This window comes from Sedimenticola selenatireducens, assembly GCF_007625115.1.
Taxonomy (GTDB): domain Bacteria; phylum Pseudomonadota; class Gammaproteobacteria; order Chromatiales; family Chromatiaceae; genus Sedimenticola; species Sedimenticola selenatireducens_A.
This window is the reverse complement of the sequence record NZ_VMNH01000007.1, coordinates 104297-124810: the sequence shown is the minus strand read 5'-3', so window position 1 is coordinate 124810 and position 20514 is coordinate 104297. Positions and strand designations below refer to the sequence as shown.

Here is a 20514-nt window from a genome sequence, read left to right as displayed (position 1 = left end):
CCTTTAAGGTTGTCCGGTTCGTAAACAGGAAGCCACAACCTGGCATACGACGTCAATTATTACGTAGGTGTCACTATGCCAAGAATGAATGCAATACCCCCACTACCAACTCAAGCTCACTTCAAATCCGTTTCCTACGAAACATTAGCCACCAGCTGGTTAACTAGTGACGGCTGGGAAGTCCTTTTGCCTGTGATAGATCATGGAAAGAAAACAGACCTGGTTGTGGCGGATGACTTGAATTATTACCGCATACAAATAAAGTCTCTTGAAACAAACAACGAGGAAGTTGTTGTATCTAACATGTGGGGAGATGTTGCTATCGATTTTATTATCTATTTCTCAAAAACTGGAAACTGGGGATACATCATTCGCCCTTTTAGGGAGAATAGTAAAAAATTGAATGCCAAAGGCCATATTCGATTCCACCAGCATCCAGTAAATTTTTTAAAAGCATTTAAAAAAATATAGGTAGGGCTTTGACAGTTTGCGTAGATTATTTAGACGCTCTCACGATTATTGGCATGAGTGGTGGCTAACTATGCTGTAATTAATAGCACATAAAGTCGCTTACGGAACTAGAGGTATCCCTTTAATGATCTACTCTCTGACCGGCTTGTTCCCGAAAAACTTGCTCGACCATGGCCTTTGTTTCTTCTCGCACCTTCGCTTTGAATTCCTCGGGAGAAAGACCCTTGTATTCCGGGCGTTCCCGCAAGCGTTCCTCGGCTGTTTTTCCGTTGTAGAGGATCGTTGGCTTTCCGTTGATTGTTTTCATTTCCAGTTTCATAGGTTTTATTATAATCCCTTGCCTCAATAAATGTTCCGGCCGGTATCAAATATGCTATCAACCACCACATCAGGCTTAGAAGGATTCACACTAAAGAGCAAGGGCGTTCAATCATCCACGCAACCATGTTTTTTGACAAGATCCGCCTTGAAGAGTACCTTTTTGGATAGACCCTGACCTGAAGCCGAAAGGCCCTTGGGAATTATTCCCTGACGATGGCGGTCCGAAGCCCTTGCTGAAGCGAGGGCTTCTTTGTCTTCGCTAAATAACCGCATAACTAAATAAATCAGACAAAATGACTGCAGGGGTAACTATAGGGGTAACTGCAATACTGCGATTAGATATAAACATTAATTATCATACAGTTATTTGATCTTTTCGGTAGCCCCCGCCTCCACCAAATACGGAACCCCAACTGATATCAGCTGGGGTTTTTTATTGCCTGCTTCCCGCGCTACTGGCCTTATGTGGAAAAGATTTTGGGATTCGCTCCATTTCTAATCCCGGCAATATAGAACAAAATTACTTTATGGAACGCGTCAATCAACAGATCCTAGATCATGAAGTTACCTGCTATCACTACTCAGCTGGAGGCACTTTCATCCAATGGCTCATAAGGCTCTTGGAGCTGCGCTAAAATCGCTGTCTCTTTATGACTCGTTATCAACAGTTTCTCTGTTGAGCGGGTCATCGCCACATACAATAACTTAGCCTCTGATACAGGCTCAGCACCTTTGGCTGGCATATAACCCACACCTGATACCGCTACAACAGGAAATTCCAGGCCTTTGCTGCTATGCATGGTCATCAACTTGATACGCTCTTCACCCGGCTTGAAATGCTTTTTCGCTTCTTGATTACCAAGCCACTGACACGGCACACCCTCTCGGGCAAAAATATTATTAAGTTTTTCACCCATCCAGTTACTGCGATACGTCACACACATATCAGACCATGGAACCTGCTGCTCATCATGCATGCGGTGAAAAATACGGGCAATATAACCCGCCTCACTTTCATAACAATCGAATACTTTCACGACTGGTGGAGGACCATGCCGCCCGACTGTTTCTGGCTCTACCAGGGGCACATGATCTTCATCCTTCACATCATGGTTTAAATACCGGCTGGCAAAACGATAGGCGAAATTCAAAATCTCATCCGTATTTCGATAATTCAACCTGAGCACCGTCGTGCGACCCCTAGCCTGCACCCCAACACTGGAAAGACTGAAGTCCAGTTGATTTTTCTTGGCGTAGATCGATTGGGCATCGTCATACAGCAACAGCAGTGAGTTGGTGTCCTCATCCACCATACTGACCACCAGTTTCAGCCACTCAGGTTCAAAATCGTGGCCTTCGTCGATCATGACGGCCCCATACTGCCCTTTGGGTATACCACCCTTTTCAGCCGCCGTAATAACGGACTCAACCATTCGGTCAAAATAACCATCACCCGGCTTGGGTCGATCTATGTTATAGGTTCGAAGCTGTTCACCACACCAATCATGAAAGTGGTAGATATGGACCTTGTCGTTAACACCTCGTTGCAGCATCAATTCACGAAGCCTGGCCGCCAGGGTAATGTTGTAGCAGAGTACCAGGATAGGCTTATTCAGCAGCTTAGCCAGATAGAGACAACGGTATCCCAGAATCAGCGTCTTACCCGATCCCGCAACACCGTGGATGACGCGATGACCCTCCCCAAGACTTCTAGCCAGCAGCTCCTGTTGCATGTCCATCACTTTGACGATGTCTGGCACCAGGGTTTCTACACTCGCTTCATCGGGCTCCGCTGCAAACAGGCTTGCTTGATCACCCGTATTGATACGAACCTCAGGAAACAGGTGCCAACGGATACGATCTATTTGTGGCAGCGTCAGCGCTTTAGGAAATTGCACATTGAACATATTCCACAGCCGCTCCTGAAAAGCTTCAGGGTCAACACTTTCAGTCATCTCGTCTTTGCAGATGGTTTGATGTTCAGGCAGTACTTCACCCAGATCGGTTGAATCAAATTGATTACGGGTAATATTACTCAACACCACCCCATAGCCGTAGGGCAAGACCAAGCGCCCCTTATATTGTCCAGACTGATTAACTAACTGGGGATCTTTTTCAAGCCGGTTGATCAATTGGTAAGTGCATTGACGCACCTGCTCCAGCGGGTTACTAATTGTCTTGAGACCCCGGGGCGTAATGATGGTCGTAGAGACCTTATCAATCTTTTGGATAGTCTCCAGCTTCCAATCTTTAACCTCCAGCAACAAAAGACCGCGCAAGGGGTGAAGAATAATGAAATCTGAATAGCGCTGGCGCTTTCCTACCGGCAACTCATACCAGCAGAGATAGTCATCTTCCAGGTGAGTGCCGATTCTAAATGCAAAGCGTTTTTCGCCCGCTTGCATACGGCGAACGCAACTTGTGAGTGAGGGGATTAGGTTAGCCAATATTAAATCATCCCTGTACCAGTTACTTACTCCAGATTGAAGTAAAATGGGTCATTCCATATTACGGAGTATCGACATTAAAAGGATAAACTTAAATAACCTTGGTTGGAGAAAATAATTCCTCTTCCGATTCCATCCGCCCTGGGGGCACATTCGAATAACAACCAGTGCCGAAAGCTAAAAAGTGGCGGGGTCATTTTTTCCCTCCCTTTCCTAGTACTTGCTTATTATCAATCTGCATAAAGAGAGGCATCCTAATGCTACTCGCTAAACCATCTCACTGATTATCTGCCACCGATTTATAAACAGGTTTGTTCGCTGGTTGTCCTGCAAGTTACCCTGTACAGCGTAGTCAAAACGCTGATGCTTCTATAGTTCAGCAAATTGTTGGGCAATGTATGTGCGTACACTTGTTTGCAACTGCCCTATCTCCCCCAGCAACTCTTCCCGCCCATCAACCAGGTTGATAATATCTTCCAAATCATGACTGAGCAGAGGGTCGTTATTTCCCCTGCCTTGGTAAGCTTCTAGTTTGGTTGCTATAAAATATTCCGGCGCTAAGAGGCGGATCGTGTGCTGCATGATTTTAACCAGGCAGGTGCCAACGCCTATGAACAGGCCGTGCAGACCATTCAACTGCTTGCACTACCCATCGAAGATATCGAACAACAGATTCGCCGTACCTTCCTCAATGTGCTGGCACGCAACCACGACGATCACGTGAAGAACATCGCTTTTCTGATGAATAAACAGGGCGAATGGCGACCCTCACCCGCATTTGATGTGGCTTACTCTTACAACCCTAGTGGCGCATGGACCAGCCGACATCAGATGAGCCTGAATGGAAAACGTGATAATTTTGAAATTGGAGATCTACTCACCTTTGGACAAACAGCGGGCTTTAAGAAAGCCAAGGCCATGACACTGTTACGAGAGGTGGCGGGGTCGGTAAAAAAAACTGGCGTGCACATGCCAAAGCAGCGGGGGTGCTTGCGAGAGATATAAAACGTATCGAGAAAACCTTCCGCTTTTTCGACTGACTGCCTAAACACACTGTATTGGTAAAGTTGACGGGTAGCTTTATTTGTCTAGGGCAATTCGTCTCTAACATAACGAAAAAAACGCGCAATTTCAGTATCAGTGAACGGGTTTTCCAGCGCAGTATAACTGTCGCCTCGTAACCCACCCAGTAGTCGTGCCAACCATTCATCATCCGTCATAGAGCGTGCAAAGGTGCCAAATTCACCTATGACAACAGACCTTTCCTGTGCAGTCGTAATATGACAACCCAGACACATCTCCTCATAGTCTGATTTCACTTGCCTCTTACTCGATGAGTCCAGCGGTTTATTCAGATCAACTGCGAACTGGATAGGAAAGCGTTCACTCATCTCCTTGATCGCCCGCTGCAATGTATCGGACCCAACGGGATATCCACTTAATGCTTCAGCCTGCACCAATATACCTGGGTCTTCATACCCTGACTCTTGTAGATAGTAACGTGCAAGCAGAGGTAATACATTTTTGCTGCTGATTATTCGTCCTTCTATCCATTGACGCTTTTCCGCTGATAGACCATCCTCGAGAAATAGCCTGCTATCACCTGCGAGAAGGGCTATCTCCACGGAGAATCGCCTCTGATGTTCTCCTGCAGAAAAAACAGTGGCCGGAAAAAGCAAGATAATTCCGGCCACCCATCCTATAAGCCATCGGCTCATTAGAGCTTGATTTCCTCAGTCATCGGCAGAGTTTCATCTGAACTCCACTCAACCATTGAACCATCATATAAGCGTGATTTTTTATTACCCATCAATTCACTACCGACAAACCAACCGACTGATGCCCAGTGGCCGGTATTACAGAAGTTGATGAACTCACCCTCGGCGGGCACATTGGCAATCTGGTAAAGTTTCTTCAGGGTCTCTACATCACGGAATTTACCACCACCATTCACCGTCAACCAGCTCTCAGGAAGACTACTGGCCTGTGGAATGGTACCGTTTCGTTTTGACTTGGGATGCCGATTAATTCCACGATATTGGTGTGTAGGACGGTTATCAATCAATGTTATGCCATTGCCTGATGCTACTTTGACATCGTCCTTGGTTGCCAGTAGTGCCTCATTCAACTTGGACTTGAAGGCTTTTGGATCAGGAGTAATGTTACCCTTTTCCAATGGATTTTTTTTATCTGCGGTATAGGCCGCCAGACCGCCATCAAGGATAGAGACGTTTTCATGGCCTAGCACCTTGAATGTCCAGTAGACACGGGTTGCACTACCAAGATCCAATGCATTTTTACCCGCATGGTAGACCACAACATGGGTCTGATTGTCGATTCCAAGATCTCCAATTAATTTTTCCAGTTTATCAGTCGGGGGAAGCTGACCCGGTATTTTATTGACCTCGGTACGCCAACCACCCTTGAGATAATCTGTGTGAACTGCACAGGGTATATGTGCCCGCAGATAATCTGTTTTAGAGCCTCCATCGAGTGGGTTTCTGAGATCCAGTACACGTACATCAGCATTGCAGCTATTGGCTTTCATCCAATCCACATCAACCAAGGGTGTAGCACCCCAGGTTATGGAAGAAAAACCGAACAGTACCAGCCCACCCATGATTTTTTTTGTAATATTCATATACATCCTCCTGGTTTTTTAGATAACAATCAGACGTTCGGCAACCAAAATCTCATCAAGCACTCGATCCCAATCACTGTCCGTCAGGTCGTCACGTGTTGCATCATAAAGATACAGATTACAACTTGATAAAAGATGATCTATTCCCGCTTCAACCGTTTCAGCATCGGGAAACAAACCTGTCTTTAGTACAGCTATATTCATTATTTAATCAGCCTCCTCAAAGATTGATGACACTGTCTGCTTTTAACAGTGCAAGAGAAAGCCCTGCACTGTCGATGTACTGAATCTCCTGACCTGGAACCGTCGTTTCTGGTTCGATATCACACAACTCCAGTGTTTCCGCCTGCTCAATGTTTTCCGCTGACTCCTCCACCGGACCACGCATAAAGATCAGACGAACGCCATGGCCTGCAATAGTCAGTCCTGCTGCCACACGCATGGCCTCAGCATGATCACGTCGCGCCAGTACAACGAGGTTCTTGTTCGACATATATATCCCCTTACAGACTCACAATCCGATCTGCCTCACCCACCATAATACTGTTTTGGGTTTGGCTGCCCAGTTCTACCGGACAAGGTGTATCGCCCATAAACCGAGCCCATGAATGTTCACATACCACCACCCGTTCCGCGCAGCAGGCCGCTTCCTTCATTCCCGGCTCAGATAAATTATTGACGCCATCATTAGTAAAAAAACAACTCCAGCGTGTACCCTTCCTTTTACACGCCGAAATAAGTGGCAACAGTAACCGGGCCGCTCCTGGTGTCGATACTATAAAAAGCAAACTCATTCATACCTCCTTTCTTATGCCAAAAGGCTTATTGTGCTTCCAACCTGTCACTTATCAGGAATCAGTCAGCATCTTTTTTTCGTTAAAACTTTCTGCATCAACTGGCAGTTGACTATCAGCACTCCAGGCACGCCAACCCTCTATAAAAACTTGCGCCGGTTGCGTCCATTGCGTCTGCAACCGCACAAAGGAAGCAATCGAATCGAGTGGCCCGCGTCCATAAACAACCGTGTCAACATCCATACGTGTCAACCGAATCGGTTGCGTATTTTTTTGCGACCAGTGCTCTGCTCCTGGTATATGGCCGCCACGCCAGCCCTTTATAAGCTCTCCCCAGTACTCCTCATGACTACGTACATCTAACAGACGCAAGGATTGGTTCCCGCTTAAACGTTGCTGTAACTCCCGCAAAAGAACGATCTGTGCATCACGTGGATGAGCGATATAGTGCAATTCACGACTCATACTACGCCGCTGACCTGACGCCAGCGGGATACTCTTTGAGGTAATCATCTGATTCATCGAAGGACTCAGAATCAATACCTTTCTCTGACCAGCGAGATAGAGTACCCCGGCAATAAAATCGCGTGCATCTCCCGGGTAACCGACGACTACAACCGTTTCAGAACCGCTTAGCCCCAGTGTTCCCAACATCCAGGTTATGTCGCGCTGGCTTGGCAAACGACCACTATGACCAAGTAAATCACCGACGGAGAAACAGCGCGCCCCCTTAATACTCTGTTGCTCACACTCTGCAACCGGGCGCGTATCAATCACCCGTAATCCGTCACCATTCGGTATTTGCTCAATAAACTGCACACTACTTGCTGTTGCCTGAAGTGTGACTGTTATCAAGCCAGCAAATAGACATAATCGGCCTATCTGAATAAACCGTTTCATCGCCCTAACATCCGCCAAAATGTCTTTTAACCGGTGCCGAACCCGTGGCTTTTACGGGTGGGTTCTCAAGGTAATAACCCACTAGATCAACGACAGGAATCTGCCCAAAGTCCGCGCCCAGATCCACATCGGCAAAATCTTCCATTGGCTTGGGTTGACTGGCGGCAAGACGCTTCTCCTCCGGTATGGCTGCATAGGAAAAAAGCACTGCACTGATGCCCAACGTAACCAATACGCTGAGTACATTAAAAACCACTATCTCTCGACGCATGCTGTGACCTCCTCAAGATGAATCGCTGATCATGCTGAAATAAAGCACGGTCATTGAAAGTACAAACATACCCAGTTGAATCCAGGTTTGTAGATCAAGTGACATATCATTCCCCCTTGTAGTGGCGAATCAGCTCACCCATATCCAGCGGTTCTCCGCCTTCAGGATTAACCACCTGAGGCGTGAAGAATGGCACCCCATCACGATCAGAACGGAGATAATCTGGCTGTGCTATAGCGATATAAGAGAGCGAAACAATTGAAATTACGCCCACCAAAATCGAGAATGCCAGCATTATTATGTAGTCCCTTGTCATCGAATAATCCTATTGCCGACGAACGATGACACGCCAATAGCGATCGTCCTTGAGGGTACCCAAGTGCGTACTGTTAAGCTCAGGCATCATTGGGGGTATCGACTCCATTGAAGTAGGATTGTCAATACGCACCTCAATGACGTCTCCAGCTGCTGCATTTGACAACGCCTTTTTGGTCATCAACTGCGGCCTTGGGCAGGAATCACCAATACAATCCACAATCTGGCTGACAGCATAGGTATTGCCATCATCAAGTGTCACTTCACCCGTTGGGCCTGCAGGCTCCGCATCTTTATCTTTTTTACGTCCAAAAAGTCCCATTTTATTTTTCTCCTGTTGAGTAGTGTTCAGGATTTACTTTCAACGACTATATGAGTTTCCAATACCGACTTACTGGCGGGTGCACGTTGTTCAGCGATCCTGCGTTCCTTGCGCAAAATAGCCTGATAGATCGCGTAGAGCACCGCTGTTTGCACTAGACCAAAGAAGAGTGCCGGTATGCCGGTCTTTTCCTGCAAAGTCGCTGCATTGGCAAAACCAAACTGAAGACCCGTCAAATTGGGCTCGCCAGTCATGGTAGCCGACGCCGGCGGCCAATAGGTGTAAGACCAGACAAGGGAGAAGAGGAACATACCGATAAAGGTAAACAGCAGCGCCCAGATGGCACCCACGTTACCTTCACCCGCCTTAACCCAGGTAGAAACAGTGCATGCCCCAGCTAAAACCATACCGATACCAAACAAGAATAGGCCGATAACCTGATTGATTCCCACATCAAACTGTAGGGGATGGCCATCTCCAAAGGTCATGAAAGTGGTAAAGCCAACCGTGAGGATCATCATAGTGACCAGCAACGCTTTTGTATTGCGATAGGTTTTAAAAAGCATGGCATCACGCAGGGCTGCTGTATTACAAAAGCGCGAGCGTTGCACCAGAAAACCAACAATAGAGCCGAATATAAACGCCGCAAGACATTGACCAACTACCGACATATCAACTCTCCAGTACTTTTTTGTAAATGATTGAACCCACCCAGGCACCAGCAATAATGCCGGTCATCGATAAATAACCACCGAGGTTCATTTGAGGGGTTAGGCCAAAAAAGGTACTCACATTGCAGACAAAAGCGAGGCGGATACCCACACCCATAAGCAAGCCACCGATCGTGATCATGACCCACTCAGAAAGATGTTTGGGTACGCGCCAATAAAACTCCTTACTCAACAGCGCTCCAATCAGTGCACCGAAAAGCATGCCGAGGCTGATGTATATCTTCCAGTAACCCGCATCCGGCTTAAACACAAGATCCCAGAAAGGGATGCGAGCCAGCTCATCGCCCAGAAAAAACTCTGCGATAAGGCCCGTCATCATGGTTTCGCCACCGCCCACGGTCCAGGCACCCACTGTTAGAAATAGAAAGATATTCAGAACCGAGATAATCGCTAGCGAAATTACCGGGTCGAAGGTTTTCTTGAAAAATTCCATGCACTCCTCCGCTGCAGTTATTATTTTAAAGGGAGGATTGCAAGGTAAATGCCAAACAGGATTGATCGATATTTACTATGGATTACATGCGGTTAAATATTTTAACAAGTACTTATTCTGATCTAATTTGAACAAGGCCTGTTGCAAAATGAATCACATCATTTGACTCATTTTGCGCCTAAGGGTCGAACGACTGATACCTAAGACACGTGCAGCAGCGACTTGATTATGATCATTTGCTTCCAGCACCGCACGGATATGTCTGGCCTCAAGATCCGCAATGGTCAATGTAGCCTCTTCTCGTACATCGCTGATGAGCGCCTTTCCTGGTGTGGAAATGATAATCTGATTTGCATCCAGCAGCGGCCCAGGGAACAGTGCAAAACTTCTTTCGATAATGTTTTCCAACTGCCGTACATTACCCGGCCAATCATACTGTTGAAGTTTTTCTTGTGCAGAAGACGAGAGGCCAAGATCATCACGACCAAGACGCTCACGAAGTTGATCTACAAAATGCCAAGCTAACGGCAGGATATCGTCACGCCGGTCACGCAAGGCAGGCAGATGGATCGGTAGCACATTGAGTCGAAATAGCAGGTCACTTCTAAATTCACCCTTGTCCACCATCTGTTCCAAATCCCGGTTTGTTGCCGCTATTACTCTGACATTTACCTTTATTATGTTATTACCACCAACCGGGCGTATCTCCCCTTCCTGAAGAGCTCGTAATAGCTTCGCCTGCAGACGCGGACTGACGTCGCCTACCTCGTCAAGAAACAGCGTTCCTCCATCCGCCTGTTGAAACAGCCCTTCCCTGTTACCGTTCGCACTGGTAAAAGCCCCCTTCACATGACCAAACAGTTCCGAGTCGAGGATATCCTCAGGTAGCGTACAACAATTAATCGGCACGAACGGCTTTTCAGCTCGAACACTGGTGCGGTGTAAAGCTTGAGCAATCACCTCTTTTCCAGTACCCGTTTCCCCCGTAATCAAAACAGGTATATCTCTTTCTTGAATACGGGCCACCACATCCAGCACTTGTTGCATAGCAGCGCTGGCCGCAACAATAGAGCGGATATGCTCTCGACCATCAAGAGCCTGACGCAGCCGTCTAACTTCCTCTTGTAGTGCCTTACGCTCTAGCACTTTTCTGACTCGCAACATCAGTTCATCTGGGTTGATCGGTTTGGTCAGGTAATCATAGGCTCCCAGGCGCATCGCTTTCACGGCTGTTTCGATTGTCCCAAATGCTGTCATGATAATACTTTCAGTATTCAGTCCACGCTCTTGCAGCTTGACCAACAGATCAATTCCACTCTCCATACCCAATCGAAGATCAGTGATCATCAGATCAATGGGTTGAGTATCAAAATAAGCCAGCGCCTCATCAATTCCAGCCGCTTCGAATGGGACAAAACCCTCTGCCTTCAACAGCAGACTTACGGTCTTGCGAATGGAAAACTCATCATCAACAATCAATACATTACCCATTGCTTTCCACGTCCAAGTCAAATGCCACTTCAGTGCCAGAGCCTTCCCGGCTGGTGATGGTGAGCGCCGTGCCATGTTGCGCCAGAATCCGCTGCACTACCGGTAAGCCCAGACCCGTACCCTCTTTTCTGCTGGTAAAAAAGGGTTTATTTATCTCAGGCATCACCTCGGCGGGTATGCCTCGACCGTTATCCACAATACTCACATTAAGCCGACCGTTTAATTGCTGCAACCGGATTGTCAGTTTCCCTTCACCCGATATCGCCTGCATCGCATTCAACATCAAATTGATTAACACCTGACGCATTAGGTCAGAATCAAACAGGCAGCTGTTATCATCCTCATACCGACAATCGAAAGATATACCATCTGCATAGAGAGGATCTTGACTGACCAGCCCAATGGTTTGCTCAATCAACACCTTCAGATCACCCTGTTCCAACTTTGCATCAGGCAACCGGGAAAACATTAGAAAATCGTTCAGAATTCGTTGCAGACGATTAGACTCCGTATTGACGATATCAGATACCGCCTTGTGATCTTCAGCTGAGAGTTGTTCGTTGCCTAGCAGTTTTACCGAATTAATCAGTGCGACCATCGGATTACGAATCTCATGTGCGATTGATGCCGCCATCTCTCCAACACAAGCCAAGCGTTCAGCATCCGTGCGCTTGCGGTGCTCCAACTCTATTTCACGGGAAGAACGATGCAGTGAAGCAGCCATCAGATTAAAAGCACGTGCCAGGGTTCCGGTTTCATCCTGACTACGAACATCCACCCGAGCATTCAGATCACCCTCACCGATCCGCTTCGCCGCCAAAGTCAGATCGTGCAGATTTCGGGTAACAGCAAGAGACAAAAGCCATGCCGCGATGCTACCTATGACCAATGCCAACAGAATATACTGAATACCGCGATTACGGGTCTCAGCAAGTGCATTCTCAAGGTTTTTAGTGGATAAACCCAACCGGATCAGTCCCACCCGACTACTATCAATAATAACTTCATCCCGCAGATCAAGTATCCGATCATCTTCATTCAGTGGAAACTGATCATTTTGTTCAATCATGGGACCTACCTTTCGGCCTACCCGCCCCTCTCGCGTGCTAGCCATGACAAATCCCCGAACATCCACCACCTCACCATAAGAGACATCTTCTCGCTCACCCACCCGGCGCGTAACCTCTGCGAGTGAGGCAAGATCCTCTGACAACAAGGCGTTGGTAGAGGCTACCACCATTAGACTGGCAAGCGAGCGCCCCTGATTGACCATCTCCTGACGCAGTTCATGTGACTGTCGGTCAACAGCCTCCCAGGTAAACTGCCCCATCAGCACCACATGAACCAGCGCTACCGAAATGATTAACCGTACACGTAGGGTATGAAAGGCCCGGGGAAACCAGCTCCTACCCTGACCAACCACGGGCGTATTAGAGTGCAAGCAGATACCTGTCACTGGCCCACCTCCAGATACTCTTCATCTGCAGCAAACTCAAAGCCTCGCTTAAAACCCATGCGCCGGACAATCGATTGTCCCTGCTCTGTTTTTGCAAGCCCCGTCAACGCAAGATAGAGCCGTCTAACATCTTCCGGTGGCAGGTCATCCCTTACCGCGATGGGCATCTGTGGCTGAGGTGGGGTCTCTGCTATGATCTGCAGATCCGCGCGTACTGACGCGGGCATCGAACGTAGTGAAGGACGCCATGTCCCGATAATATCAACCAGCCCATTATAGAGCGCCAATATTGCAGAATCCTGCGAACCGAAATACTGTACTTGCATCTGTCTGTCTACATTTATACCAATAGAATCAAGGTATCCACGGACCAACACCGTTGCCGCAAAGGCACCCGGATCGGGAAATCCAATGCGCAGTCCATTTGGAAGTGAATCGGCTGAGAGTGTTTGAATTGGCCCTGCCTTACGCACTACCAGAATACCGGTGAAGGGTTCAGACGCTACTTTGGCTATAACCCTATAGCCATAAGGGCGGGATTGACTATAGAGCATCGGATTAAGATAGATGATGTCATACTTACGCTGTGCGACCTTTTCCATAAAGCTGGTAAAACTGCTACTGGTGACAAACTGCACCGGACGTCCTAGATGGTTACCCAGATACTCGGTCAAAGGCAGGAACATACCGGCCAGTTTTGTTGGGCTTTGCAAGGGTAATACACCAAAGCGAAGGTGTTTGTGACCAGATTCTGCATACAAAGTAGTGCTGTAAACAAATGGCAGAATCAATACAAACCAGTGAAAGAATTTCCTCAATACATCCTCCAGAACCACCTTAACCCAGCCAGGGTGACACCTTGCCTACAAGCCAGGTGCGTTCCCGAGAAACATGGTATTTATAATCCTAGCCGTTGCACATTGATCAATCAGTTAGGTAATATTTTTTTATTATGTGAGTCTGGAACAGGCAGCCGTTCCGACTTTATTAAGGTATCAGATTTTTACACAAAGGTATCTTAAGACAATTTGCGATTAAATTCTTAAGATCAAGAAACCATTAAGAGTCACAATTAATGCAGGAATCTCACTTGGGTGCATTATGATATGCTGTGGCTTTATATCAAACTCAACATCCAGCAATTGTTGATTGCGTTATTTATTAGCTAGTTTTCAATTAGTTATGACCGCTTTTCGGTAGGCCCACCGCCCACCACAACAGGGTAGGCTGTTTATGTTTATGAGACCTTAAAAACATGACCGAACTGAACTGCATAGAAATTGAAACAAACGATACTGTGGATGCTGCAGTAATTTGGCTTCATGGCCTAGGTGCCAGTGGAGAAGACTTCGTCCCCATTGTTCCCGAGTTAAGGTTACCTAACAGTGTCGGTGTGCGCTTCATCTTTCCCAATGCGCCAGAAATTCCCGTCACTGTGAATGGCGGTTACATCATGCCCGCTTGGTATGACATTCTATCGATGGATATTGATCGGCAGATTGATGAAAAGCAGTTGCTGGCTTCAGCAAACGCGGTATCGGCTATTATTGATCGGGAGATATCCCGGGGTATCAACAGCAATCGAATCATCATTGCCGGCTTTTCTCAAGGTGGAGCTGTGGGCTATCAGGTCGCTCTAACCTGCCCGCACACCCTGGGTGGGTTGATCGGTATGTCGACCTATTTTGCAACCGCAGATGTTATCAAAACCCATCGAGCCAACGCAAAACTGCCTATCCACCTGTATCACGGCACTGCTGATCCCGTTGTCCCCGAATTACTCGGACAAAAAGCCAAGACACAACTTGAATCCATGGGATATGCGCCCGCATATTCCACCTACCCCATGGATCACTCAGTCTGCCTCGAAGAGATTGAGGATATCGCTCGGTTTCTTTGTCACCAATTGAGCCTTTAGTTAGACAGGTAAACTCAGGATACTAAAGGTCTGTTTCCAGCGCGGATCGCATCGCCTGTAACTCTTTTTGTCTTGCTTTGCTGATCTTGGGATAATGCACGTCCATGCGTTTTAATGTATCCAATACGATGTGTGACACGATCAGACGCATATTGCGCTTATCATCGGCGGGGATAATATGCCAGGGTGCATATTTGCTCGCGGTATGATTGATGCAATCCTCATAGGCTTGCATATAATCATCCCAGTAGCCACGTTCCTTTACATCAGCTTCAGAAAACTTCCAGTTTTTTTCCGCTTCATCAATACGTGATATAAATCGATTCCGCTGCTCCTGCTTTGAGACATTGAGAAAAAACTTTAACACCCGGGTACCATTTTGATGCGCATAGTGCTCAAAGTTACGGATAGCTTCATAGCGCTGCGTCCACACTTGCTGCAGATCCTCAACAGATTCTTTGGGGAGTCGTTGGTAGCGGGTAAGAATTTCGGGATGCACGCGGACAACCAACACCTCTTCATAATAGGATCGATTAAACACGCCAATACGGCCGCGCTCTGGCATCGCTTTAGTCGTACGCCAGAGATAATTATGATCCAACTCTTCATCACTGGGCTGTTTAAAGGCGGTAACTTGCAAACCGTGAGGATTGACTCCAGAAAAGACTGCGCGGATCGTACTGTCCTTGCCAGCCGCATCCATGGCCTGAAACACACAGAGCAAGGCATAGCGGTCATGTGCATACATCATACGTTGCCGCTCGTCGATCTCTTCACGTAACGCATTAATTTGTTTTTGGTAGTCTTTCTTACCGTCATAGAGTAACGGGACTTTGTGATTCATCTTGGAAAGGGTGATTTTTTCCTTACCTTCAACAAGAAATTCTTTCACATTTATTTTTGTCATTAGCCCCTATCCCAGATAATGAACATCAACTCGGCACCGACCACACGGGCAACGAAAAACCAACAACAGTTGGCATGCTGAATCGATGCTTTTGCGATGGTAAGGTACCGAAATATACCCGGGAACAGCCATGCCATCAACAATCCATAAAATGAACGAAGAATTATGGCATTAAGCCCCCTTACTCATCACCAAACAAAGTAAAGGGGAAAATGCCAAGCAGTCAGAATAACATGGCAGCTAGCAGTAAACGTGCTAACCGCCATGCCTGCAAAGTAGTGCGGATGTCACCTGATAACGTCTTGCACGGATGAATCTATACCTTAAAACGTCCTACCAAACTCTCCAGTTCTGCAGCCAATCTTGTTTGATCCATATTCGCCGCAGAGTTCTGTTTTGCACCTATTGCTGTCTGCTCTGTCATCTCATTGATCTGCGTAATATTGCGATTAATCTCCTCAGTGACAGCACTTTGCTCTTCGGCGGCGCTTGCAATTTGAGTGCTCATATCATTTACACGATCAATAGAAATACTGATATTTGCCAGAGTATCCCCAGTTTTCGACGCCTGCTCTACTGCCGAGCGCGCTAACATTTGGCTGCTATTAACAGCGGCAACTGCCTGTGCTGAGCCACTCTGCAACTTCTCAATCATTTGATTGATTTCTTCCGTTGAAACCTGTGTTTTACTGGCAAGATTACGTACTTCATCTGCAACGACGGCAAAACCTCGCCCCTGCTCACCAGCACGGGCCGCTTCAATTGCAGCATTCAACGCTAATAGATTGGTTTGTTCTGCAATCCCCTTGATCACATCAAGAACACCTCCAATTTCAACACTATGCTGTTCTAGTTGCTGAATGACTGCACCGGCAATCTCAACCTTTTCGGAAAGCTGTTGAATTTGTGCAATTGTTTCATGCATTGCACGCTGTCCTTCAGCGGCTTGACCATTCACCTCATTTGCGGCCTGCGCGGATCGACTGGTACTTGATGCCACTTCTTGAACCGTAGCACTCATCTCATTCATTGCTGTAGCCACTTGGGTGGTTTCATTCAATTGTGTGTGTATCGCTTGATTGGTTTGCTCTGTTATAACAGCCGTCTCTTCAGATATTGTGGCTAACTGTGTTGTTGCACTGGTAATTTGTTTTACCACATCCTGGAAAGTTGAGGCCATATCGTTAAAGTCAGTGGCGACTCTTTGCAGCTCATCACGCGTATTCAATACCAATCGGGTATTCAGGTCACCTTGGGCTAGTTTTTTAGTCGTCAAACCAATGTAATTGATACTGTCAACCACCGAGAAATATAAACCCGCAAAAAGGTAAATAACCAGGACCAGGATAGAAATCACAACAGTTAAAGTCAGATTCTTAATGTCACTACCAGACTCAATACGCTCTATAAACAGTTTGTCTAGCTTATCGGCAATAGCATCATAGAGTTGGTATGTGTCCGTTATTGCGGCCGTTGCCGTATCAAAAACGGCTTTATCAGTGACACCTATACTTTCAAATTCTTCTAGTACTTTTCCAAGCAATACTTGCATATCATTAATTGCCCGTTTGTTGGACGATGTGGCTGATACTAATTCATTTCTAAGCTTTTCATTGGCGCCAATTGCAGCATTCAATCCTGCATTAGATTTTTTTGCATAAGCATTAATATTATTTGCTAATACAGACAGCCGGACAAATGTTTCTTGTGTATGCGATCCCTTTGCAGCAACACCAGATCCCACAGCCCTAGCCTGACCCATGCTTTCAGTAAGGTTAATAAGCGTGTTAACGACTGCATCACCCATATAATAGGTATCAAGTTTTGGATCAAGGGTAATTTCTGAGGCATCGGCTATCTGATTCATAAGATCAATCATATCAGCGAGCAATTCGGTATGAGCCTTAATCGCAACCGAAGATTCTTGGTTCATGGCGTTGGCTTTTATGTTATTCCACTTCTGCAATATGGCAGCAATCTTACCCGCCGTCTCAAGTTCATCGCCCAACTCCCTGTCTACCACCAACAGTTCATCTATTCGCTTATCGATATCGGCGCGCTTGCTTAAGATGCGTTCACGGAAGTCACTGGCTCCATTAAGAAATGCACTGATCATTCCACGATGCTGTTGAATATGCTCAATAGGCTGCCTAATAGCTTTAATATAAGCCAATCCATGGCGTTCATTTTCAAGAAACCGTACGTTCTCGTTGAGAGAAGTAATCAGATTAGCTGACAGTAGTACCAGTGGTATCAGTACAAAAAGAAAAATCAAACCAAACTTAAGTGGATAGCGAAGCCGTTCCATCAAATACATGGCTGGCAGCAAAATATTCTTCATCTCACAATCTCCAATTGGTGCCTATTTAATCCGTTATTAGTTAATGTTATCCCCATATTTAATCTATGTAGGGCATCACTGATAACTACGACAAAGGTTAGATTATTTTTTGAGCACGCTTTCAATGCATGTAGACACCCCAGGTGATCTTCAAATATTGGTCACATGGGTATTTCATGAGAAAAAGCGTAATTCAAAGGCGGGAGAAAGGCCTTACTACATAGTATTAAATCAACCAAACCTATCGACTGACGAATACCTTTATGCCACGTTACAATTCACATACATATCACATATTTGAAGGGTGATACCTATGCGCTAATCGCTACATCATCTTGATATTATTCTTGTTGATTAACTGTAGCGACAGACCTTAGAAATCCTTTATATATATTATACCTAAAAAATGACAAACTAATGTTCGATCAACACGAGCGGGTCACGCAGATAATCCAAAAAAGCATCCATTGACAGGGGTTTGCTATAATAAAATCCCTGGAAGCATTCGCAACCCTTTTCAAGGAGAAAGTTGATTTCGTCCTTTGTTTCGACCCCTTCTGAAACGATATCCAATCCAAGCTGACGCGCCATCGCCATAAGCGCTTCTACAACGGCCGCATTTTTCTGATTATTATTAACTCCTAATACAAATGAGCGGTCAATCTTGAGGATATCCAGTGGCAACCGGGTAAGGTAGGACAGTGATGAGTAGCCGGTGCCAAAATCATCAATAGCGATTCGTACGCCCAATTCCTTGAGCGCCGACATTGTTGATATTGCATCTAAATTCGTATCAATCAAGGTGCTCTCAGTAATCTCGAGGACCACCTTGCATGGATCAACACCCGTTTCAAGGATAACCCTTTGTACTAATGACACAAAATCTCTTTGAAGAAACTGTTTTGGACTGATGTTAATACAGAGGTGCTGTAGCGATGTTGCAATACCGCTATCAATCCACGCTTTCAAATTCAGACAGGCCTCCCGTAAGACCCACTCGCCAATAGGCAGTATCAGGCCCGTCGTTTCGGCAACATCAATGCATAAATCTACTCGCCTAAACTCGCCCATAGAATTGGGACACCGCAACAAGCATTCGGCACCAACAACACGGCCGTTGAAATCTACTTGGGGTTGATAATGGAGCTGGAACTTATTTGTATCGAGTGCCCAGCGAAGATCTTGCTCTATCTCCAATCGTTCATTGGCTATCATCTGCATTACAGGCAAGAAAAAGCGTATACAATTTCTACCATCTGATTTGGCACGATACATAGCCGTATCAGCTTGTTGTAATACCTGATGAGAGTTTTCGTTATTATCCGGAAATAGTGCCACGCCAATACTCGGTGTAATGTTTAGTGAATAGCCATTTATAAGGTAATTTTCAGAGAGTGAATCCCGTATCTTTTCGGCCACTAATTGTGCTTGCCTTGCAACCTCTTTTGGACAACTACCCACTTCAGTAAGTAATACAACAAACTCATCACCACCAAGTCGCGCTACCACATCCTCTTTTCGTAATATATTTATCAGGCGAACTGATACTTCCTGTAATATTTCGTCCCCTACATTATGCCCTAATGAATCATTAATATTCTTAAAATGATCCAGATCTATAAACATCACCGCACCATAGTGGTCGTGACGTGTAGCTTTGGCTAATGCCTGATCAAGTTGGCGCATTAACTGACTACGGTTAGGAAGTTTGGTCAAAGCGTCGTATTGCGCCTGGTATTCCAATGCCTTTTCAGCTTTCCTTTTTGACACACCTATACTTAATACATTTGCGACACGCATTAGGAATGACTTGTCACTCTCCATCTTCGTATGTCCAGGAGGCAGGTAGAGTGTTAAGATTCCAAGTATTGTTTCATTAAGAATAATAGGCACCGAATAGTGACCATGCGGCTCCATTCCCGGGTATTGGACATCGTGCCTGTCGTCATGACTGTCTGCAATAAATAGCACTTCTTTATGCGCAGCTGCACGACCACATACACAATATCCAAAGTCAACCTGCTTACAAACTTGCTTTATCGTATTGTTTAATTGATAGCTGGCCACCATTTTTAGCATATCTTTTTGGTCATTTTTTTCGGCAAGAAATATAACCCCTTTGGGGAGCAAATTGAGCCAAGGGATTGACTGAAGAATCGCCTCAAGTGACTGTTGCAGAAAAACATCCACACTCGATTCATTTAATGACAGGCGGAGTAACTTTCCCAGACACTGCTCTTCAGCGGCTTTTCTCGTTGCACGTTCCTGCTGTATATTACGACTGGTAACATCCTGCCCAGTCAGTAAATAACCTATCAGGTTTTCACTGCTGTCATAGATACCCGATATTACGCATTCCACAAAACAGGTGTTAGCTACACTGCAAATAGTATGACGATACTCTCCCATCAATTTAAGTTTATTGATCGCTTTACTGAACTCTCCCTGCACAGATAATCCCAACTGCGGAAATTCCGTTACCCTCTTACCCATAAGCGCCTTATCTTCAAGTCTGAAAAGGCGCTGCGCTGCAGGGTTGTAATGGGTGATACGGAAATCAAGATTTGTAGCTATTAATGCATATGTTGACGGCGCATTAAGTATGTATTCCAGATAGGCGGTCTTATCATAGGTAGCCAAATTACTAAACTCGGCTATTGTGGCATCCCCAGTGAAATTTGACACAGTCGGTGGCAACTGATTTTTTTCCTCATTTATACTCACTGCCCAATCCTCATCAGGATTCAATTTTGTT

General features: G+C 46.1%; 24 protein-coding genes. 3 read left to right on the top strand and 21 right to left on the bottom strand.

What is annotated here, in order from left to right:
* The first annotated feature begins 75 nt into the window (after positions 1–75).
* Positions 76–471: a group I intron-associated PD-(D/E)XK endonuclease gene (locus FHP88_RS07775; RefSeq protein WP_144358469.1), complete on the top strand. Its 396-nt coding sequence runs from the start codon at positions 76–78 to the stop codon at positions 469–471.
* A 121-nt stretch (positions 472–592) separates the two neighbouring features.
* On the opposite strand, the gene FHP88_RS07770 is transcribed toward FHP88_RS07775, so the two are convergent.
* The 3 genes from FHP88_RS07770 to FHP88_RS07760 form a co-directional block, all read right to left on the bottom strand.
* Positions 593–790, bottom strand: a complete 198-nt coding sequence (locus FHP88_RS07770; RefSeq protein WP_144358468.1) for a hypothetical protein — start codon at positions 788–790, stop codon at positions 593–595.
* Positions 791–1373: 583 nt separating this feature from the next.
* On the bottom strand, positions 1374–3197 hold the full coding sequence (locus FHP88_RS07765; RefSeq protein WP_186297655.1) for a DEAD/DEAH box helicase: 1824 nt from the start codon (positions 3195–3197) through the stop codon (positions 1374–1376).
* 411 nt (positions 3198–3608) lie between these two features.
* Positions 3609–3821, bottom strand: a complete 213-nt coding sequence (locus FHP88_RS07760) for a hypothetical protein (protein ID WP_144358466.1) — start codon at positions 3819–3821, stop codon at positions 3609–3611.
* Between FHP88_RS07760 and FHP88_RS07755 the strand changes: the two genes are divergently transcribed.
* The gene (locus FHP88_RS07755) at positions 3813–4244 is read left to right on the top strand and encodes a type II toxin-antitoxin system HipA family toxin (RefSeq protein WP_144358465.1); all 432 of its coding nucleotides are present in this window, start codon (positions 3813–3815) and stop codon (positions 4242–4244) included. The two genes, FHP88_RS07760 and FHP88_RS07755, sit on opposite strands and share 9 nt — an antisense overlap.
* A gap of 83 nt (positions 4245–4327) precedes the next feature.
* Here the strand turns inward: FHP88_RS07755 and FHP88_RS07750 are convergent, their stop codons facing one another.
* The 14 genes from FHP88_RS07750 to FHP88_RS07685 all read right to left on the bottom strand — a co-directional run bounded on the left by FHP88_RS07750 (position 4328) and on the right by FHP88_RS07685 (position 13429).
* The gene (locus FHP88_RS07750) at positions 4328–4957 is read right to left on the bottom strand and encodes a hypothetical protein (RefSeq protein ID WP_144358464.1); all 630 of its coding nucleotides are present in this window, start codon (positions 4955–4957) and stop codon (positions 4328–4330) included.
* On the bottom strand, positions 4957–5880 hold the full coding sequence (locus FHP88_RS07745; RefSeq protein ID WP_186297651.1) for a sulfurtransferase: 924 nt from the start codon (positions 5878–5880) through the stop codon (positions 4957–4959). The genes FHP88_RS07750 and FHP88_RS07745 overlap by 1 nt, the downstream gene beginning before the upstream one ends.
* An 18-nt stretch (positions 5881–5898) precedes the next feature.
* Positions 5899–6084, bottom strand: a complete 186-nt coding sequence (locus FHP88_RS07740; RefSeq protein ID WP_144358462.1) for a hypothetical protein — start codon at positions 6082–6084, stop codon at positions 5899–5901.
* 16 nt (positions 6085–6100) lie between these two features.
* Positions 6101–6373 carry a hypothetical protein gene (locus FHP88_RS07735; RefSeq protein WP_144358461.1) on the bottom strand — a complete coding sequence of 91 codons (273 nt, stop codon included), beginning with the start codon at positions 6371–6373 and terminating at the stop codon, positions 6101–6103.
* A 10-nt stretch (positions 6374–6383) separates the two neighbouring features.
* Positions 6384–6674: a hypothetical protein gene (locus FHP88_RS07730; protein WP_144358460.1), complete on the bottom strand. Its 291-nt coding sequence runs from the start codon at positions 6672–6674 to the stop codon at positions 6384–6386.
* A gap of 54 nt (positions 6675–6728) precedes the next feature.
* Positions 6729–7574: a rhodanese-like domain-containing protein gene (locus FHP88_RS07725; protein ID WP_144358459.1), complete on the bottom strand. Its 846-nt coding sequence runs from the start codon at positions 7572–7574 to the stop codon at positions 6729–6731.
* A gap of 4 nt (positions 7575–7578) precedes the next feature.
* Positions 7579–7845, bottom strand: a complete 267-nt coding sequence (locus FHP88_RS07720) for a hypothetical protein (RefSeq protein ID WP_144358458.1) — start codon at positions 7843–7845, stop codon at positions 7579–7581.
* 106 nt (positions 7846–7951) lie between these two features.
* Positions 7952–8161: a hypothetical protein gene (locus FHP88_RS07715; protein ID WP_144358457.1), complete on the bottom strand. Its 210-nt coding sequence runs from the start codon at positions 8159–8161 to the stop codon at positions 7952–7954.
* Between the two features lie 9 nt (positions 8162–8170).
* Positions 8171–8482 carry a sulfurtransferase TusA family protein gene (locus FHP88_RS07710; protein WP_144358456.1) on the bottom strand — a complete coding sequence of 104 codons (312 nt, stop codon included), beginning with the start codon at positions 8480–8482 and terminating at the stop codon, positions 8171–8173.
* A gap of 26 nt (positions 8483–8508) precedes the next feature.
* Entirely contained in the window at positions 8509–9153 is a 645-nt protein-coding gene (locus tag FHP88_RS07705; RefSeq protein ID WP_144358455.1) for a YeeE/YedE thiosulfate transporter family protein, read from the bottom strand.
* Between the two features lies 1 nt (position 9154).
* Entirely contained in the window at positions 9155–9646 is a 492-nt protein-coding gene (locus tag FHP88_RS07700) for a YeeE/YedE thiosulfate transporter family protein (RefSeq protein ID WP_144358454.1), read from the bottom strand.
* Between the two features lie 153 nt (positions 9647–9799).
* The gene (locus FHP88_RS07695; RefSeq protein WP_186297650.1) at positions 9800–11137 is read right to left on the bottom strand and encodes a sigma-54-dependent transcriptional regulator; all 1338 of its coding nucleotides are present in this window, start codon (positions 11135–11137) and stop codon (positions 9800–9802) included.
* Positions 11130–12593: a sensor histidine kinase gene (locus FHP88_RS07690; protein WP_144358452.1), complete on the bottom strand. Its 1464-nt coding sequence runs from the start codon at positions 12591–12593 to the stop codon at positions 11130–11132. Before FHP88_RS07690 ends, FHP88_RS07695 begins: the two co-directional genes overlap by 8 nt.
* A complete protein-coding gene (locus tag FHP88_RS07685) occupies positions 12590–13429 on the bottom strand; it encodes a phosphate/phosphite/phosphonate ABC transporter substrate-binding protein (protein WP_260843198.1) in 840 nt (279 codons plus the stop codon). The genes FHP88_RS07690 and FHP88_RS07685 overlap by 4 nt, the downstream gene beginning before the upstream one ends.
* A gap of 419 nt (positions 13430–13848) precedes the next feature.
* Here FHP88_RS07685 and FHP88_RS07680 point away from each other — a divergent pair, with 419 nt between their 5' ends.
* Positions 13849–14511: an alpha/beta hydrolase gene (locus tag FHP88_RS07680; RefSeq protein ID WP_144358450.1), complete on the top strand. Its 663-nt coding sequence runs from the start codon at positions 13849–13851 to the stop codon at positions 14509–14511.
* Between the two features lie 22 nt (positions 14512–14533).
* On the opposite strand, the gene FHP88_RS07675 is transcribed toward FHP88_RS07680, so the two are convergent.
* The 4 genes from FHP88_RS07675 to FHP88_RS07665 form a co-directional block, all read right to left on the bottom strand.
* Positions 14534–15418, bottom strand: a complete 885-nt coding sequence (locus tag FHP88_RS07675) for a polyphosphate kinase 2 family protein (RefSeq protein ID WP_144358449.1) — start codon at positions 15416–15418, stop codon at positions 14534–14536.
* Positions 15418–15555, bottom strand: a complete 138-nt coding sequence (locus FHP88_RS19125; protein WP_186297649.1) for a hypothetical protein — start codon at positions 15553–15555, stop codon at positions 15418–15420. The genes FHP88_RS07675 and FHP88_RS19125 overlap by 1 nt, the downstream gene beginning before the upstream one ends.
* 179 nt (positions 15556–15734) lie before the next feature.
* On the bottom strand, positions 15735–17759 hold the full coding sequence (locus tag FHP88_RS07670; protein ID WP_144358448.1) for a methyl-accepting chemotaxis protein: 2025 nt from the start codon (positions 17757–17759) through the stop codon (positions 15735–15737).
* Positions 17760–18173: 414 nt separating this feature from the next.
* Positions 18174–20483 carry an EAL domain-containing protein gene (locus tag FHP88_RS07665; protein ID WP_186297648.1) on the bottom strand — a complete coding sequence of 770 codons (2310 nt, stop codon included), beginning with the start codon at positions 20481–20483 and terminating at the stop codon, positions 18174–18176.
* Between the last annotated feature and the right edge of the window lie 31 nt (positions 20484–20514).

What these genes read in the sequence shown, in the direction of transcription:
- FHP88_RS07775 (WP_144358469.1), top strand. Translation starts at nt 76, where the DNA reads ATGCCAAGAATGAATGCAATACCCCCACTACCAACTCAAGCTCACTTC.
- FHP88_RS07770 (WP_144358468.1), bottom strand. Translation starts at nt 790, where the DNA reads ATGAAACTGGAAATGAAAACAATCAACGGAAAGCCAACGATCCTCTAC.
- FHP88_RS07765 (WP_186297655.1), bottom strand. Translation starts at nt 3,197, where the DNA reads ATGCAAGCGGGCGAAAAACGCTTTGCATTTAGAATCGGCACTCACCTG.
- FHP88_RS07760 (WP_144358466.1), bottom strand. Translation starts at nt 3,821, where the DNA reads ATGCAGCACACGATCCGCCTCTTAGCGCCGGAATATTTTATAGCAACC.
- FHP88_RS07750 (WP_144358464.1), bottom strand. Translation starts at nt 4,957, where the DNA reads ATGAGCCGATGGCTTATAGGATGGGTGGCCGGAATTATCTTGCTTTTT.
- FHP88_RS07745 (WP_186297651.1), bottom strand. Translation starts at nt 5,880, where the DNA reads ATGAATATTACAAAAAAAATCATGGGTGGGCTGGTACTGTTCGGTTTT.
- FHP88_RS07740 (WP_144358462.1), bottom strand. Translation starts at nt 6,084, where the DNA reads ATGAATATAGCTGTACTAAAGACAGGTTTGTTTCCCGATGCTGAAACG.
- FHP88_RS07735 (WP_144358461.1), bottom strand. Translation starts at nt 6,373, where the DNA reads ATGTCGAACAAGAACCTCGTTGTACTGGCGCGACGTGATCATGCTGAG.
- FHP88_RS07730 (WP_144358460.1), bottom strand. Translation starts at nt 6,674, where the DNA reads ATGAGTTTGCTTTTTATAGTATCGACACCAGGAGCGGCCCGGTTACTG.
- FHP88_RS07725 (WP_144358459.1), bottom strand. Translation starts at nt 7,574, where the DNA reads ATGAAACGGTTTATTCAGATAGGCCGATTATGTCTATTTGCTGGCTTG.
- FHP88_RS07720 (WP_144358458.1), bottom strand. Translation starts at nt 7,845, where the DNA reads ATGCGTCGAGAGATAGTGGTTTTTAATGTACTCAGCGTATTGGTTACG.
- FHP88_RS07715 (WP_144358457.1), bottom strand. Translation starts at nt 8,161, where the DNA reads ATGACAAGGGACTACATAATAATGCTGGCATTCTCGATTTTGGTGGGC.
- FHP88_RS07710 (WP_144358456.1), bottom strand. Translation starts at nt 8,482, where the DNA reads ATGGGACTTTTTGGACGTAAAAAAGATAAAGATGCGGAGCCTGCAGGC.
- FHP88_RS07705 (WP_144358455.1), bottom strand. Translation starts at nt 9,153, where the DNA reads ATGTCGGTAGTTGGTCAATGTCTTGCGGCGTTTATATTCGGCTCTATT.
- FHP88_RS07700 (WP_144358454.1), bottom strand. Translation starts at nt 9,646, where the DNA reads ATGGAATTTTTCAAGAAAACCTTCGACCCGGTAATTTCGCTAGCGATT.
- FHP88_RS07695 (WP_186297650.1), bottom strand. Translation starts at nt 11,137, where the DNA reads ATGGGTAATGTATTGATTGTTGATGATGAGTTTTCCATTCGCAAGACC.
- FHP88_RS07680 (WP_144358450.1), top strand. Translation starts at nt 13,849, where the DNA reads ATGACCGAACTGAACTGCATAGAAATTGAAACAAACGATACTGTGGAT.
- FHP88_RS07675 (WP_144358449.1), bottom strand. Translation starts at nt 15,418, where the DNA reads ATGACAAAAATAAATGTGAAAGAATTTCTTGTTGAAGGTAAGGAAAAA.
- FHP88_RS19125 (WP_186297649.1), bottom strand. Translation starts at nt 15,555, where the DNA reads ATGGCATGGCTGTTCCCGGGTATATTTCGGTACCTTACCATCGCAAAA.
- FHP88_RS07670 (WP_144358448.1), bottom strand. Translation starts at nt 17,759, where the DNA reads ATGAAGAATATTTTGCTGCCAGCCATGTATTTGATGGAACGGCTTCGC.